The organism is Azonexus fungiphilus (assembly GCF_003634965.1).
GTDB classification, from domain to species: Bacteria; Pseudomonadota; Gammaproteobacteria; order Burkholderiales; family Rhodocyclaceae; genus Azonexus; species Azonexus fungiphilus.
On the sequence record NZ_RBXP01000014.1, the window covers coordinates 33939 to 47879 of the forward strand.

The 13941-nt window shown below is 67.0% G+C and carries 13 protein-coding genes and 2 riboswitches; of the genes, 4 read left to right on the forward strand and 9 right to left on the reverse strand.

The annotated features are described in order from the left end of the window. Nucleotides 1-91 precede the first annotated feature (91 nt). Together DFR40_RS07770 and DFR40_RS07775 are read left to right on the forward strand one after the other, a co-directional pair. Complete coding sequence (locus tag DFR40_RS07770; protein WP_170160179.1) at nucleotides 92-688, forward strand: PilZ domain-containing protein; 597 nt, start codon at nucleotides 92-94, stop codon at nucleotides 686-688. 10 nt (nucleotides 689-698) lie between these two features. Continuing rightward, nucleotides 699-2741, forward strand: a complete 2043-nt coding sequence (locus DFR40_RS07775) for a TonB-dependent receptor plug domain-containing protein (protein WP_121457937.1) — start codon at nucleotides 699-701, stop codon at nucleotides 2739-2741. A 7-nt stretch (nucleotides 2742-2748) separates the two neighbouring features. Here DFR40_RS07775 and DFR40_RS07780 read toward each other — a convergent pair whose 3' ends face one another. Genes DFR40_RS07780 through bluB form a run of 8 tightly spaced genes read right to left on the reverse strand, consistent with a single transcriptional unit; the run spans nucleotide 2749 to nucleotide 10343 of the window. Further along, entirely contained in the window at nucleotides 2749-4842 is a 2094-nt protein-coding gene (locus DFR40_RS07780) for a diguanylate cyclase domain-containing protein (protein ID WP_121457938.1), read from the reverse strand. Then, nucleotides 4839-5732, reverse strand: a complete 894-nt coding sequence (locus DFR40_RS07785; RefSeq protein ID WP_121457939.1) for an ABC transporter substrate-binding protein — start codon at nucleotides 5730-5732, stop codon at nucleotides 4839-4841. The genes DFR40_RS07780 and DFR40_RS07785 overlap by 4 nt, the downstream gene beginning before the upstream one ends. A 49-nt stretch (nucleotides 5733-5781) precedes the next feature. Beyond that, on the reverse strand, nucleotides 5782-6582 hold the full coding sequence (locus tag DFR40_RS07790) for a cobalamin-binding protein (RefSeq protein WP_121458232.1): 801 nt from the start codon (nucleotides 6580-6582) through the stop codon (nucleotides 5782-5784). A gap of 10 nt (nucleotides 6583-6592) precedes the next feature. Continuing rightward, nucleotides 6593-7483: a cobalamin-binding protein gene (locus tag DFR40_RS07795; RefSeq protein WP_245985640.1), complete on the reverse strand. Its 891-nt coding sequence runs from the start codon at nucleotides 7481-7483 to the stop codon at nucleotides 6593-6595. Further along, a complete protein-coding gene (gene cobD, locus DFR40_RS07800; protein ID WP_121457941.1) occupies nucleotides 7474-8472 on the reverse strand; it encodes a threonine-phosphate decarboxylase CobD in 999 nt (332 codons plus the stop codon). The genes DFR40_RS07795 and cobD overlap by 10 nt, the downstream gene beginning before the upstream one ends. Next, complete coding sequence (cbiB, locus tag DFR40_RS07805; protein WP_211329756.1) at nucleotides 8465-9388, reverse strand: adenosylcobinamide-phosphate synthase CbiB; 924 nt, start codon at nucleotides 9386-9388, stop codon at nucleotides 8465-8467. Before cbiB ends, cobD begins: the two co-directional genes overlap by 8 nt. Continuing rightward, nucleotides 9376-9621, reverse strand: coding sequence for a helix-hairpin-helix domain-containing protein (locus DFR40_RS07810; protein WP_121457942.1), 246 nt, complete (start codon nucleotides 9619-9621; stop codon nucleotides 9376-9378). Before DFR40_RS07810 ends, cbiB begins: the two co-directional genes overlap by 13 nt. Beyond that, entirely contained in the window at nucleotides 9618-10343 is a 726-nt protein-coding gene (gene bluB / locus DFR40_RS07815) for a 5,6-dimethylbenzimidazole synthase (RefSeq protein ID WP_121457943.1), read from the reverse strand. Before bluB ends, DFR40_RS07810 begins: the two co-directional genes overlap by 4 nt. A gap of 40 nt (nucleotides 10344-10383) precedes the next feature. Further along, nucleotides 10384-10557: riboswitch (cobalamin riboswitch) on the reverse strand. Between the two features lie 86 nt (nucleotides 10558-10643). Here bluB and DFR40_RS07820 point away from each other — a divergent pair. Further along, nucleotides 10644-12092, forward strand: a complete 1449-nt coding sequence (locus tag DFR40_RS07820) for a cobyric acid synthase (RefSeq protein WP_121458234.1) — start codon at nucleotides 10644-10646, stop codon at nucleotides 12090-12092. Here DFR40_RS07820 and cobU read toward each other — a convergent pair. Beyond that, nucleotides 12067-12639, reverse strand: a complete 573-nt coding sequence (gene cobU / locus DFR40_RS07825) for a bifunctional adenosylcobinamide kinase/adenosylcobinamide-phosphate guanylyltransferase (protein WP_211329758.1) — start codon at nucleotides 12637-12639, stop codon at nucleotides 12067-12069. The two genes, DFR40_RS07820 and cobU, sit on opposite strands and share 26 nt — an antisense overlap. Further along, a riboswitch (cobalamin riboswitch) is annotated at nucleotides 12640-12825 on the forward strand. Between the two features lie 74 nt (nucleotides 12826-12899). On the opposite strand from cobU, the gene cobT reads away from it, so the two are divergent. Further along, on the forward strand, nucleotides 12900-13940 hold the full coding sequence (cobT, locus tag DFR40_RS07830) for a nicotinate-nucleotide--dimethylbenzimidazole phosphoribosyltransferase (RefSeq protein ID WP_121458236.1): 1041 nt from the start codon (nucleotides 12900-12902) through the stop codon (nucleotides 13938-13940). Nucleotide 13941 lies beyond the last annotated feature (1 nt).

Genomic DNA, 13941 nt, shown 5'->3' on the forward strand with positions numbered 1-13941 from the left:
ATCGGTGGAGCACCTAGGAAAGATGGTCGTAGGGCAATCGGACTTTGATAACATAGGGCACAGGGGAATTCGAAGCGAGATGGGGGCGAGCATGATCGAGCAGCGCAGGCATCAACGGATACGCTTTGGCGAGCCGCCGGCGGTGAGCATCGGCTTTGCCGGCCAGCTGTGCGAAGGCGGAATCGAGAACCTGTCGATGTCCGGCATCATGTTGCGCTCCTCGCTGGTACTCGAGATCGGGCGCAGCGTTGGTTGCGAGTTCTCGCTTTTCGGTTCGCCGCGCATGGATGTCGCGGTGACCGTCGTCAGCCGGATCGGCGATCTTTACGGGGCGCGTTTCCAGGTTGGCCTGATCAACCAGGTGCTGATCGAGGACGCGATCCGGCAGGCCCTGGAATCCGGCAAGGCGTCGGTGTTGACCGTGCACGAGCTGGCCGGGCGCAAGGTGATGCGCATCGCCGGCGGACTGAACGCTTCCTTGCGCAACGATTTCATGCACGCGCTGACCCGGGTTGGTGTGGACGAAATCGATCTCGCCGGCGTCACCCTGGTTGAACAGGCCGGCCTGGCGCTTTGCCTGGTGGCGACCGAGCGTCATGGTGCGGTCATTGGCAGCCAGTCCAATTGTTTTGCCGGGGCCTGGAAACTGGCACTGGCCTTGCCCGGCAGCGTCGCTCAGGTGGCCTGAGTCGTAAACCATGCAAAAATTCCAGCGTCGATTCCTGCCCCTGGCTCTTGCCGCGCTAACCAGTGGCGTGCTGGCTGACGACGACATTTTCTTCGCTGAACTGCCGGTAGTCGCTTCAGTCAGTCGTCTGCCACAGCGCCAGGCCGATGCCCCGGCATCGGTGACTGTGGTCGATCGCGAAATGATCCGGGCCTCGGGAGTCCGTTCGCTCTCCGACATCTTCCGGCTGGTTCCGGGTTTCCAGACCTTTGCCCAAAGCGACACGACGAGTCGGGTAACCTATCACGGGATCACCGACGACAACGATTATTCACCCCGTGTGCAGGTCCTGGTTGACGGGCGTTCGTTGCACTCCCCACTGTTCCGCGGGGGCGTCAACTGGGCCTTGCTGCCGGTCGCACTCGAAGACATCGAGCGGATCGAGGTGGTCCGTGGCTCGAACTCGGTCTCGTACGGGACCAATGCCTTTCTCGGCGTGGTCAACATCATCACCGTTGATCCGTCGCTGGTCCGCGGTACCTCGGTATCGACCAGTCTTGGTTCGCAGGGCGTACGCGATTACACCGTGCGTGGCGGTGGCGGCTGGGAGAACGGAAACTATCGCCTGACCTATCAGGAGGTCAAGGACGATGGCCTCGAGGATGCCTACGACTGGCAGGACAGCAACCGCGTACGGCGTCTCGATGCCCGCCTGGATTACCAGTTGACCGACAAGGATGCGCTGGAACTCAACCTTGGCCGGGTTGAAGGACGTTTCACCAAGGGGCGGCTGGACTTTGATGAACCAGCACCGCATATCGACACCGGTAATCCGATGCGCAACCTCGATGAGTCGTCCTCCTGGCTGCAGATGCGCTGGTTGCACACGCTGGGTGCCGATGCCGATTTCTCGCTGCGCTACACGTTCAGCGAAGACCGCAGTGATGAAACGTTCAGCGATCCCGGCAGGGCGATCGGTTACCAGCGTGTCAATGAGGGAGGCGACTGGGGGCAGCGCCATGAACTGGAGGCGACGCACCACTTTTCTCCGATGAGGGCAACACGCCTGGTCTGGGGGGCGAGCTGGCGTCATGACACGCTCAGCTCGGACACGATGATGCGCGATCGAGGTCAGGAGAGTCGTCAGGTCTGGCGAGCCTTTGCCAACGGCGAGTGGAAGCCGGTGACCTGGCTGACGGCGAATGCCGGAATGTCAAACGAATATGATTCGCTGGCTGGCAATCATCTCTCGCCGCGCGCCAGCCTGGCTTTCCACCTCGATGCGGAAAACACACTCAGGATCGGCTATGCCAGGGCCTGGCGTACCTCCAGCATCCTCGCCTACAAGGCCAATTATCGGCACGATGTCGTCGTCGATCGTGATGATCAGATCGGGAATCCGCGATTGCCGGCAGAACGGCTCGATAGTTGGGAGATCGCCTATCTGGGGGATTGGCGATCACTGCGGATGAGCCTGGACCTCAGGGGGTTCGACGAACGGATACGCGACCGCTTGATGCTGGTCCGTCCCGGGGTCGCCTACAGTGGCGACATCCAGTACTCGGAGCAGTCTATCCAGGATTTGAAAATCCGCGGCTACGAACTGCAGTGGAAGTGGACGCCTCGTGACGGTACCCAACTCCTCTTGAACTATGCTCGGATCCACATCACGAGCGAGTGGTCGGACAACGGGAAGTTGATCGCCTTGAGCCCGGGCAGTCATCTTTATGCACCAGTGAATTCGAACAAATATGTTGCGCTGGCCGAGAACTCGGCCCCGCGCAATTCGTCGTCGGCAATGCTGATTCAGCGCCTGCCAAACAATTGGCAGCTCTCGGTTGTCTACTCCCAGGTTGGTGCCATGCAGTGGACCCGAAATACCGAGGTGGACCGCTATCAGCGGGTTGATGCCCGTCTGGCCTATCCGTTCTCGCTGGGGGGAAAACCTGTCGAGATCGCCTATACGGTTCAGTCGCTGAATGGGGCGCACATCGAGCAGCGCAAGTCCGATGACGATCCCAAGGCGCGTGTCGTGGACCGGCGCCAGTGGTTGACCCTCAACGTCAGCTTCTGAGTTCTCCTCAGCCCCGGCTGCCGCGCATCACAGCCCCTTCGAACCAGGCGTCGAAGGGTTCGCGCGGGGCGACCGCCTTGCCATGTGCGTAGGCGATGCCGAGGCGGCGCAGGTGTTCGAGAAGCGGGGTGTCATCGACGTCCTCGGCAATCGAGTAGATCTGCTGTTCGGCGGTGATTTCGAGAATCGCCCGAAGCAGCGCGGTCGAGGTGACGCCGTCGCCGATGTCGCGGGTCAGGCTCTGGCTGAGGCGAACATGGCTCGGTGCCAGCGTGCGCAACTGGGTGAACGAGGAGATGCCGCCACCGAATTCGGTCAACGCAATCTGGCAGCCGAGTTCGCGCATGCGCCGGGAGAATTCGATCAGCTGGCTGGTCTGGTGCGTGCTGATTTCCTCCGAGAACATCAGGTACAGACCGTCGCCGCGGATACTGCGCCTGGCGAGCTCCGCCGCGATGAAATCGCCAGTCTTCGGCCCGCTGATCGCTGCCCGCGACAGCGGCACCATGCAGCCCATCCCGGACTTGCGGCCACTGGCCTGGGCCAGCGCGTCGATCGCGGTTTCCAGGAAATGATGGTCGAAAACGCTGGCCATGTCGTAGCGCTCGGCGGCGTCGATCAGGGCGTTCAGGGCGATCGGCGATTGTCCGGGTTCGTTGAGGCGGGCGCTCAGTTCGGCGATCTGGGCGCCGGGCAGCCCCGGCTGCAGGGCCCGGATCGGGATTGCTTCGACGATCAGGCGGCCTTCCGAAAGCGCGCTGGCCAGGCGGCTGGCCCAGTTGCCGCGGTCGCGGCGGCGCTCTGTCGGTGCTGCCGGTGCCGCTTCGCAAACCTGGTTGCGGCCGAGCTCCTTGGCCTGCAGGCAGGCGGCATCGCTGAGCGCGAAAATTTCCTGGACGTCGCGAACATCGCGGGTCACCGGTGCCAGCCCGATGCTGGCACCAATCGCGAAGATCTTGTCCTGCCAGACGAAGCGGTATTCGGCGGAAAGTGCGCAAAGGTCCTGCGCAACCTGACGCGCCTTGCTCAGGCTGCAATTGGCCAGCATGATGCCGAATTCGTCGCCGCCCAGGCGGGCCAGCGTGTCCTCTTCGCGCAGCCGGCCCTGGAACAGCAGCGAGATCTGGCGCAGCAGTTCGTCCCCGGCAAGGTGGCCGCAAGCGTCGTTGACCGTCTTGAAACGGTCGAGGTCGATGTAGAGGACGCTGAATTCGTCGCCGCCGGCATGTACGGTATCGAGCGCCTTGTCCAGGCGGAGTTCGAACTCGCGCCGGTTGACCAGGCCGGTCAGGGCATCGTGACGGGCCTGGAAGACCAGCTGGGCGGTGGCTTCCTCGATCCGTGCCTGCATCGAGCGGTGGGCTTCCTCGATATGACCGGCCATGTCGTTGAAACCGTCCTCGAGGATGCGCAGTTCGCCGCTCGACTGCGCTGCCACCCGGGTATCAAAGTGACCGGCCGACATGCTGCGGACCGCGGTGGCCAGGCGCTGCAGCGGTAGCGCCAGCCGGTCGGCCATGGCGATGGCGAGCCCACCCATCAGGCCGAGGCCGAGCAGGATGGCGAAGAAGCCCTGGAGCATCAGTTCGCGCTGGCGCTCGATGAGTTCGGCTTTGTCCAGTTCGATGAAGACGTGGCCGATGGTTTCCTGCGGCTGGTTGTCGAGGCCGGCGATGTCGAACAACGGGTCGCTGTCGGTCTGGCTGCGGATCACCGGGGCGCCGAAAGCGATCCAGTCATGGCTTTCGTCGACCTGCGCCGGTGCCTCCAGGCGCTGGCGGATGGTTTCGGCAGCGAGTGAGACGCGGCCGGAAACGGCCAGCGTGCGTCCCTTCGGGTTGACGATGATTGCCGCCTTGACCCCGGGTTCCTGCATCGCCGCCTGGACCAGGCCGTAGATGCTGTCCATCTGCCCGGCGATGATCCCGTATTCGCTGATCGGCGCGAGGTAGCGGACCGTGGCCAGGCCCTTGGCGCGCAGCTGGCTTTCGAGCGCGCTGATGCCGCTCATCGAGAAGTAGAGCACGAGCAGCGTGGTGATCAGGGCGCTGGGCAGCAGCGTCAGGACCAGCAGTCGTTGGCGCAGTGTCAGGTTTTTCATTGTTCAGTTCCGCCGGAAAGCAGTTTCTGGAACAGGTCAGCCTCTTCGGGGAGGCGCAGACCGAAGGCATCGGCGACGCTCTGGTTGATGCTCAGGGAAAATTCGACGGGGCCGCCGGGCGGCGGCAGGCGGTTGCCATGGGTGGACACCTGTTCGCCCGCCTGGCGGCCGATCTGCGCCGGGGTCGAGTACAGGCCGGCGAGTGCGCCGGCCTTGACCAGCGCAGCCGAGAAGGCGACGACCGGGCGACGGAAGCGGTAGGCGGTGATCAGCAGCGGCTTGATCGTGTTGCGCGAGTAGATCAGCGGATCGGGCAGGGCGAGCAGGGCGTCGGTGCGTGGCAGCAGCGTCTCCAGTGCCGGCAGGATATGGGCTTCGTCGTTGACGGTTTCTGTGATCAGTTGCAGGCGCTGGCTGGTCAGCGGCTGGCGAAAGGCGTTGGCCTGGGCCCGCGACTGTTCGCTGACCAGCATCCCGATCCGCTGGCTGTCGGGGAAGAGCAGGCGCAACAGCCGGGCTTGCCGGCGCGCCGGCTGATCGAGGTAGATCGCCGATACCGGCGGCGGCGAGCGGGCGTCGAGGATGATCCCCTGGTAGGCGTTTTCCGGCAGCAGGGTGGCCAGTACCGGCGTCTTCTGGGCCTTGCCCAGGGTCTTGCGCAGTGCCTCGGTGCCGGCGGTGATGACCAGGTCGACCGGGAAGCGGTCGAGCGGGCGCAGGTCGTTATCGGTGTAGTTGATCCGCCAGCCGGCCTTGAGGTTCTTCTGCAGGCTGCTGGCGAATTCGCGGTAAGGCGGGCTGTCGTCGGCGAGGATGAGCGCGATCTCGCCGGCCCAGCTTTTCAAGGCAAGCAGGCAGAGGGCGAGGAAGATCAGGGCCAAGCGCAACATGGCTGCACTATAGAGTCTGGCCCCATGCCAGGGCAATAAGCGTTTACCGTTACGAGCGGTCGGGGTCGAGCAGGTCGAGCAGCAGCGGCAGGCCTTCGCTGATCGCGACCGGTCCCGGGGTGAGGATGATCGCCGACTTGATTTCGTGCAGGCGACCGCGCTCGACCGCCGGGATCGACTGCCAGCCCGGCCGGGCGGCCACCCGTTCGGGGCGGAAGTGCTTGCCGCACCAGGAGCCGATGATGATGTCGGGGGCCGCGGCGATCACTTCCGCCGGCGTCGGCCGGCGGTCGGCGGCCAGCGGCGAACCGGCGCGTGCGGCAAAGACATCCTCGCCGCCGGCGATCCCGATCAGTTCTGAGACCCAGCGCAGGCCGCTGATCAGCGGATCGTCCCATTCCTCGAAGTAAACGCGCGGCCGGCGGCCGCTGCGGGCGATGCGTTCGGCGGCGATGGCCCGGGCAGCGGCAATCTGTGCTTCCAGTCCGGCAACCAGTGCCTGGGCACGTTCCTCGGCGCCGACCAGGCGGCCGACCGTTTCGATCATCGCCAGGATGTCGTCTACGCTGCGCATGTTCAGTGCGTAGACCGGGATGCCGGCCTTGATCAAGTCGCGGGCGATGTCGGCCTGGAGATCCGAGAAGGTGAGCACCAGGTCGGGTTCGACGGCGAGGATCTTGGCAATGTCGCCGGTGGTGAAGGCGAAGACCTTGGGCTTTTCCTTGCGCGCCTGTGGCGGCCGTACGGTGTAGCCGCTGATGCCGACGATGCGGTCCTGTTCGCCGAGGGCGTAGAGGACCTCGACGGTTTCGGTGGTCAGGCAGACGATGCGTTGGGGCAGGCGGGACATGGCGTGGGCTTCATTTCGGTCGACGGCTGCGTGCGACATCGAGATGGGCGCAGAGTTTCGTCGTGCCGTCGAGGATGCGCGGCGTGTGCCGCTGCATGATGTCCGGGTTGATGTGGAAGAGGTTGTCGCGGCGGACGGCGGTCATGTTCTTCCACTTGTCCCAGTCGTGCAGCCATTCCGGTTTGGCGTCGCCCATGCCGGTGGCGATGATTGCCTCGGGGTCGGCTTCGATCACCGCCTCGAGTGTCACCTTGGGCGCCATCTGCTTGAGGTGGCCGAAGACGTTGTCGCCGCCGCACAGGCGGATCGCGTCGCTGATGATCTGCGGGCCGCCGACGGTGGTCAGCGGCGCCTTCCAGATCTGGTAGAAGGCGCGCACTTTAGGCTTGCCGGCGTTGGCTGCCTGCAGCGCTGCCAGGCGTTCGCGGAAGCGCCTGGCCTCGGCGTCGGCGACGGCGCTGGTGCCGGCCAGCTGGCCGTAGCGCTCGAGCTGGCGGGCAACGTCTTCCATGCGGTTGGGTTGCGAGATGTACACGGTCAGGCCGAGGCCGCGCAGCTTGTCGGCCTGGGCCATGTTGTTGCCGCTTTCCCAGGCGATCACCAGGTCGGGCTTGAGGGCGACGATGGCCTCGAGGTCGATGCGCGAATAGCCGCCGACGCGCGGCAGCTGCTTCGCCGCCGGCGGATAGTCGCTGTAGTCGACGGTGCCGACCACCCGGCTGCCGGCGCCGGCAGCGAACAGCGTTTCGGCGATGTGCGGAGCGAGGGCGACGATGCGCCGCGCCGGTTCCGGCAGGCGGACTTCGCGGCCGCTGTCGTCGGTGAACACCAGGTCGGCATGGGCGCCGGCGGCGAGGAATGTTGCGGTCAACGCCGCAAAAAGGCGGATTTTCAGGTGCATGCGGGTTTCCATTCGGTGAGCGCGTCGGTCAGGCGCTGCCAGCCGGCTTCGTCGGGCGGCAGGCCAAAGCGCAGCAGCGGGTTGGTTGCGTAGCGGCGGGTGAGGATGGCGCGGCGCGCCAGGTGTTCGTGCAGTTCGCCGGTGCTCGGCGCGTTCAGCGTCGCGAACAGCGGCGTCGCCTTGACCTCGCCGAGCGGTGCCAGCAACTGGCGCAGGCGTTCGCCGTCGGCGTGCAGGCGCTGACGGGTTGCCGTCTGCCAGGTGCTGTCGCCGAGTGCCAGCGTCGCTGCGGCGCGCGACGGGCCGGCGATTGCCCACGGGCCGATTGCGTCGGCCATCTTTGTCAGCAGCTCGGGGGCGGCGAACAGGAAGCCGACGCGCAGCCCGGCCAGGCCGAAGAACTTGCCCAGCGAGCGGAAGACGATCAGGTTCGGCGCGTCCGCCGTGCCGGCCAGCGGCGTCAGGCTGTGCTCGGGTGTGGCGTCGATGAAGGCCTCGTCGACGATCAGCCAGCCGCCGCGCTTTTTCAGCTGTGCCGCGGCGTCGACCGCCAGCTCGCGCGGGTGGCGGTCGGCGGTCGGGTTGTTCGGGTTGCACAGCAGCACGTAAGGGGTCGCCGCCGCCAGCGCACGCGGCAGCGTCGCGTTCTGCAGGAAGCGCAGCTTGTGGCCGGCGCGCTGCCAGGCCTGCGGGTGTTCGTTGTAGAGCGGTGCGATGCAGGCCACGGCGGCGCGCGGCAACAGCGCCGGCAACCACTGGATGGCAGCCTGCGAGCCGGCCACCGGCAGCAGGTTGGCGTTGCCGTAGTAGGCGGCAGCGGTGGCTTCCAGGCCGTCGTTGTCTTCCGGCAGGCGTTGCCAGGCTGCCGCCGGCAATGGCGGCACCGGCCAGCCCTGGGGGTTGATGCCGGTGGACAGGTCGAGCCAGTCGGCGAGCGGGATGTCGTAGTGGGCCGCGGCTTCGCGCAGGCGGCCGCCATGGTCAAGCATGCAGGGCTCCGATCAGGAAAAGGACGGCCAGCCACAGCCACAGGCTGCGCCGGATCAGCGTGATCGCCCGGCCGAGGTCGGCGGCGACCGGCGCCGGGCCGCAGCCAAGCGGCGGGCGGATTTCCTCGCGGCCGTGGTAGATGGCGGCGCCGCCGCATTGCACGCCGAGGCTGCCGGCGCCCGCTGCCATCACCGGGCCGGCGTTCGGGCTTTCCCAGCCGGGCGCCTGGGCCCGCCAGCAAGTGAGCGCGTCGCGCCAGCGGCCGAGCAGGGCGTAGCTCAGCGCGGTCAGCCGCGCCGGCAGCCAGTTGAGCGCGTCGTCAACGCGGGCGGCCCAGCGGCCGTACAGGTTGTAGCGTTCGGTACGGTAACCCCACATCGCGTCGAGCGTGTTGGCCAGCCGGAAGAGCAGGGCGCCGGGGCCGCCGAACAGGGCGAACCAGAACAGCGCGCCGAAGATCGCGTCGTTGCCGTTTTCCAGCACCGACTCGACGCCGGCCTTGGCGACGCCGGACTCGTCGAGTGCTGCGGTATCGCGGGAAACGATCCAGCCGACGCGCTGCCGCGCTTCGTCGAGCCGCCCCTCGCGTAGCGGCCGGGCGACCGCTTCGGCGTGTTCGCACAGGCTGCGCGCGCCGAGCGAAAAATAGAGCAGCAGCACGTCGACCGTGAACGGCGCCAGCGGCCGCAAGGCCAGCGCCAGCGCCAGCCAGGGCAGCACCGCCAGCGCCCAGCCGAGGACGCCGCCGGCGATCGTGCGCCGGTTCAGCCGTCTTTCGATCGCCGCCGCCAGCGTGCCGAAGCCGACCAGCGGGTGAAAACGCCGCACTTCGCCGAACAGGCGGTCGAGCAGCACGGCGGCGAGCGCCGCCAGCGGCATGGCGTAGGGGCCAGTGAGCAGGTTCAGTTCGGCCATTGGCGGGCCAGGGCGATGGCGGCGTCGATTGCCGTGCGCGCCTGGGGACTGTTGTGCCAGCAGGTCGAGCCGATCAGGCGGGCGATGTGCAGCGTGACGACTGCGCTTTCCTCGCCGGCCAGGCGGGCGAGCGGCGCGTAGCCGGCCTCTTCGAGGCGGCGGATCACCGTCGGCCCGACACCGGGCAAGGCGAGCAGCGCGGCGCGCTGGTCGGCCGGGAAAGTGCCATTCATGCGCCACGCTCCGCCGCGGCGAGCGCCGACAGGGCGGCGGTCAATCCGGCATTTTCCGGTAAATCGTGCGTCCCCCACTGTTCGTGGAAGACCAGTTCTTCGACCGGCAGGCGCGGCAGCCAGCCGGCGCTTTCCAGTTCCGGGCGATCCTTGAAGTGGCTGACGTGGCCGATGCACAGATAGGCGATCGGCACGATGTGATGCGGAATGCCGAGCGCGTCCTGCAGCGCCTTCTCGTGGAAGATGCTGACCCAGCCGACGCCAAGTCCCTCGGCGCGGGCGGCCAGCCACAGGTTCTGCACGGCGCAGACGCTGGAATAGAGGTCCATGGTCGGCATGTGGGTGCGGCCGAGCACGACCGGGCCGCTACGCGAGCGGTCGCAGGTGATGCACAGGTTCACCGGCGCATCGAGGATGCCCTGCAGCTTGAGTTTGCTGTAGATCTCGCGCTTCTCGTCGGGGAACATCCGTTCGGCTTCGGCGTTGGCTGCGCGGAAGATGTCGTGCACGCGTTGTTTGACGGTCGACGCACGGACGACGAGGAAATTCCACGGCTGCATGAAACCGACCGACGGAGCGTGATGCGCCGCCAGCAGGATGCGCGCGAGCTGCTCGTCGGCGACCGGGTCGGGCAGGAACTGGCCGCGCACGTCGCGGCGGTTGAAGATGGCACGATAGACGGCGGCCCGTTCGGCGTCGGAAAAAGCGTGCTGGTTTTCCATGGATTCCCCTTCTGGAAACGCGAAGGCACCCGTCCACGGCGCCGTGTGACGTCTCCCGGCCGGTCTTCTGACTCGGATTCACCCGAACGATGCGCCTTCCCGCCGCGGCAGTGGCCTGTGCATCGCCCGTCATCCTCACAGCGCTGGGCACGTGGCGGATTCGCACCGCCTTCCCGATTCTCCTGCCGGCAAAGCCGGAAGGCACCCGGAGACACAATCCCGACTTTCGTCGGAAGTCGGCGATGGTGCCATAATTACCGCCTTTTTTCACGGGCCGGGACGATGATAGGCAACGCGCTGATGGTGCAGGGAACGACCTCCGACGCCGGCAAATCGACGCTGGTCGCGGCGCTGTGCCGGATTCTCAAGCGTCGCGGGGTGCGTGTGGCGCCGTTCAAGCCGCAGAACATGGCGCTCAATTCGGCGGTCACCGTCGACGGCGGCGAGATCGGCCGGGCGCAGGCGCTGCAGGCGCTGGCCTGCGGTCTCGAAGCGCATACCGATTTCAACCCGGTGCTGTTGAAGCCGACCACCGACCGCAAGGCGCAGGTGATCATCCACGGCAAGGTCGCCACCGACCTCGATGCCAAGGCGTACCACGACTACAAACCGCGGGCGATGGGCGCGGTGCTCGAATCCTGGGCGCGGCTGACCGCGCAGTACGATTGCGTTCTCGTCGAGGGCGCCGGCTCGCCGGCCGAGATCAACCTGCGCGACCGCGACATCGCCAACATGGGCTTTGCCGAGGCGGTCGATTGCCCGGTGATCATCGTTGCCGACATCGACCGCGGCGGCGTCTTCGCCCACCTGGTCGGCACGCTGGAGCTGCTGTCGGCGTCCGAGCAGGCGCGCGTCGTCGGTTTCGTCATCAATCGTTTTCGCGGCGACATCGCACTGCTCGAGCCCGGTCTCGACTGGCTCGAACAGCGCACCGGCAAGCCGGTGCTCGGCGTGCTGCCCTACCTGCACGGGCTGATGCTCGACGCCGAGGACGCGATCGCGACGTCCACGGTCGACGGCAAGAAAACGGCAAAAATCCGCGTTGTCGCGCCGGCCTACCCGCGTACTTCCAACCATAACGATCTCGATCCGCTGCGCCTGCATCCGCAGGTCGATTTCCGCTGGATCGCGCCGGGCGAAGCCTTGCCGCCGGCCGACCTGATCGTCCTGCCCGGTTCCAAGGCAGTGCGTGCCGACCTCGACTGGTTGCGCGCCCACGGCCACGATCAGGCCATCGCCCGCCACTTGCGCTACGGCGGCAAGGTGATCGGCCTGTGCGGCGGCTACCAGATGCTCGGGCGCAGCATTGCCGACCCGCTCGGTCTCGAAGGACAGCCGGGAACGACGGCGGGCCTCGGTTTCCTGGCGGTGGACACGACGCTGGAAAGCGAAAAGCAGTTGCGCAATGTCAGCGGTCATCTGCATCTCGAAGGACAACCGGCGATGACCGGCTACGAAATTCACCTCGGCGTCACCCAGGGCGATGGCTTGACACGGGCCGCCGTGCAGCTGGCCGATGGCCGTGCCGACGGCGCCATCTCGGCTGACGACCAAGTGCTCGGCACCTACTGCCACGGCGTTTTCGACCATCCCGAGGCCCTGGCCGCATTGTTGCGCTGGGCCGGTGCCGGCGAGGTCGACAGCGTCGATTTCGCCGCCCGCCGCGAAGCCGATCTCGACCGCCTGGCCGATTCGGTCGAGGCGGCGTTCGACTGGGAAAAGCTCAGGCCCTGGCTGGCGCTGCCTTGAGCGTCAGCGGCAGGCCGGCGGCGACCAGCGTCACCTGATCGCAGACTGCGGCGACGTGCTGGTTGAGCCGGCCCTGTTCGTCGGCGAACAGGCGCGAGACCGGGTGCATCGGCACGATGCCCCAGCCGACCTCGTTGGAGACCAGGATGATCTGCCCGGGCAGTTGCGGCAGCGTGTCGATCAGTGCCGCCGTCTGGCCGGCGAACAGCGGGCAGTCGACGGCCTCACCGGCGTCGGCCTGGGCGGCGGCGCGGCCGGCGAAGAGCAGGTTGGACAGCCACAGCGTCAGGCAGTCGACCAGGATGCAGGTGTCGGGCGCCGCCAGTTCGCGCAGGCGCGCGGCCAGGTGCAGCGGCTCCTCGACGCAGCCCCAGTCGGCCGGGCGGCGTTCGCGGTGGTGGGCGATGCGACGCGCCATCTCGCCGTCGCGCGATTCGGCGGTGGCGACGTAGACGACCCGCTGGCCGCTGGCGGCGGCGATTTGCTCGGCGTGGCGGCTCTTGCCCGAACGGGCGCCGCCGAGGATCAGTTGGTTCATGGTCGCCATTGTATAATCGCCGCGTTCGACATCACGGAACCCGGTGCGAGACAACTCAATTCCGGGGCGGGCCCGCCGCTGTAACCGGGGACCCCACCGCAACAAGCCACTACGAGCGGAAACAGACGCTCCGGGAAGGCGCGGTCAGGGGGACGATCCGGAAGCCAGAAGACCTGTCGGACATCTTCATTTTGAAGCCTATGGACAAGGGCTTCGCGACCGCGTTGGCCAAACGCCGTCGCGAGGCCCTTTCGCTTTTGGAGAATCGGATGCATTCGTTCGCAATCACCGCCCCCGACCGGGGTATCGAAAATTCGCTCAAGCACAAGGTCGACCGCAAGACCAAGCCGCCCGGCGCGCTCGGCCAGCTGGAAACGCTGGCGGTGCAGATCGGCCTGATCCAGCAGACGCTGTCGCCGTCGCTCGACCGGCCGCAGATGCTGGTCTTCGCCGGTGACCACGGCGCGGCCAAGGCCGGCGTTTCGGCGTCGCCGCAGGAAGTGACCTGGCAGATGGTCGGCAATTTCCTCAATGGCGGTGCGGCGATCAATGTCTTCTGCCGCGCCAGCGGAATCGCGCTGTCGGTCGTCGACGCCGGTGTCGCCCACGACTTTGTCACGGTCGACGGCCTGATCGACGCAAAAATCGCCCATGGCACCGCCAGCTACCTCGACCAGCCGGCGATGAGCGCAGCCCAGTGCGCGGAAGCGGTCGGGCGCGGCGCGGCGATCGTGCGCCAGCTGGCGGCACAAGGTTGCCGGGTGGTCGGCTTCGGCGAAATGGGGATCGGCAATACCGCCGCCGCCTCGCTGATCACCCATGCACTGACCGGCGTCGCGCTGGCCGACTGCGTCGGCCGCGGCACCGGCCTTGACGATGCCGGCCTGGCCCGCAAGCAGGCCTTGCTGGCGCAGGCCGCCGGGCGCTGGCAGGCCGCTGGTGGCGATGCGGCGCCGCTGGCCGTGCTTGCCGAGTTCGGCGGCTTCGAGATCGCGATGATGGCCGGCGCCATGCTGGCGGCGGCCGAAGCGAAGATGGTGCTGCTCATCGACGGCTTCATCGTCGGTGCGGCGGCGCTGGTCGCCGCGCGCCTCGAACCGGCATTGGTCGACTACTGCGTCTTCTGCCACCGCTCGGCCGAACCCGGTCACCGTGCCCAGTTGCAGGCGCTGCGCGCCGAGCCGCTGCTCGACCTCGGCCTGCGCCTGGGCGAGGGCACCGGCGCCGCGCTGGCCTTTCCGCTGGTCAAGGCGGCGGTGGCCTTCCTCAACGAGATGGCCAGCTTCGAGTCGGCCGGCGTCGCCGGCTAGC

What these genes read in the sequence shown, in the direction of transcription:
- DFR40_RS07790 (WP_121458232.1), bottom strand. Translation starts at nt 6,582, where the DNA reads ATGTCCCGCCTGCCCCAACGCATCGTCTGCCTGACCACCGAAACCGTC.
- DFR40_RS07785 (WP_121457939.1), bottom strand. Translation starts at nt 5,732, where the DNA reads ATGTTGCGCTTGGCCCTGATCTTCCTCGCCCTCTGCCTGCTTGCCTTG.
- DFR40_RS07775 (WP_121457937.1), top strand. Translation starts at nt 699, where the DNA reads ATGCAAAAATTCCAGCGTCGATTCCTGCCCCTGGCTCTTGCCGCGCTA.
- bluB (WP_121457943.1), bottom strand. Translation starts at nt 10,343, where the DNA reads ATGGAAAACCAGCACGCTTTTTCCGACGCCGAACGGGCCGCCGTCTAT.
- cobT (WP_121458236.1), top strand. Translation starts at nt 12,900, where the DNA reads ATGCATTCGTTCGCAATCACCGCCCCCGACCGGGGTATCGAAAATTCG.
- DFR40_RS07810 (WP_121457942.1), bottom strand. Translation starts at nt 9,621, where the DNA reads ATGAATGGCACTTTCCCGGCCGACCAGCGCGCCGCGCTGCTCGCCTTG.
- cobU (WP_211329758.1), bottom strand. Translation starts at nt 12,639, where the DNA reads ATGGCGACCATGAACCAACTGATCCTCGGCGGCGCCCGTTCGGGCAAG.
- DFR40_RS07795 (WP_245985640.1), bottom strand. Translation starts at nt 7,483, where the DNA reads ATGCACCTGAAAATCCGCCTTTTTGCGGCGTTGACCGCAACATTCCTC.
- cobD (WP_121457941.1), bottom strand. Translation starts at nt 8,472, where the DNA reads ATGCTTGACCATGGCGGCCGCCTGCGCGAAGCCGCGGCCCACTACGAC.
- DFR40_RS07780 (WP_121457938.1), bottom strand. Translation starts at nt 4,842, where the DNA reads ATGAAAAACCTGACACTGCGCCAACGACTGCTGGTCCTGACGCTGCTG.
- DFR40_RS07770 (WP_170160179.1), top strand. Translation starts at nt 92, where the DNA reads ATGATCGAGCAGCGCAGGCATCAACGGATACGCTTTGGCGAGCCGCCG.
- cbiB (WP_211329756.1), bottom strand. Translation starts at nt 9,388, where the DNA reads ATGGCCGAACTGAACCTGCTCACTGGCCCCTACGCCATGCCGCTGGCG.
- DFR40_RS07820 (WP_121458234.1), top strand. Translation starts at nt 10,644, where the DNA reads ATGGTGCAGGGAACGACCTCCGACGCCGGCAAATCGACGCTGGTCGCG.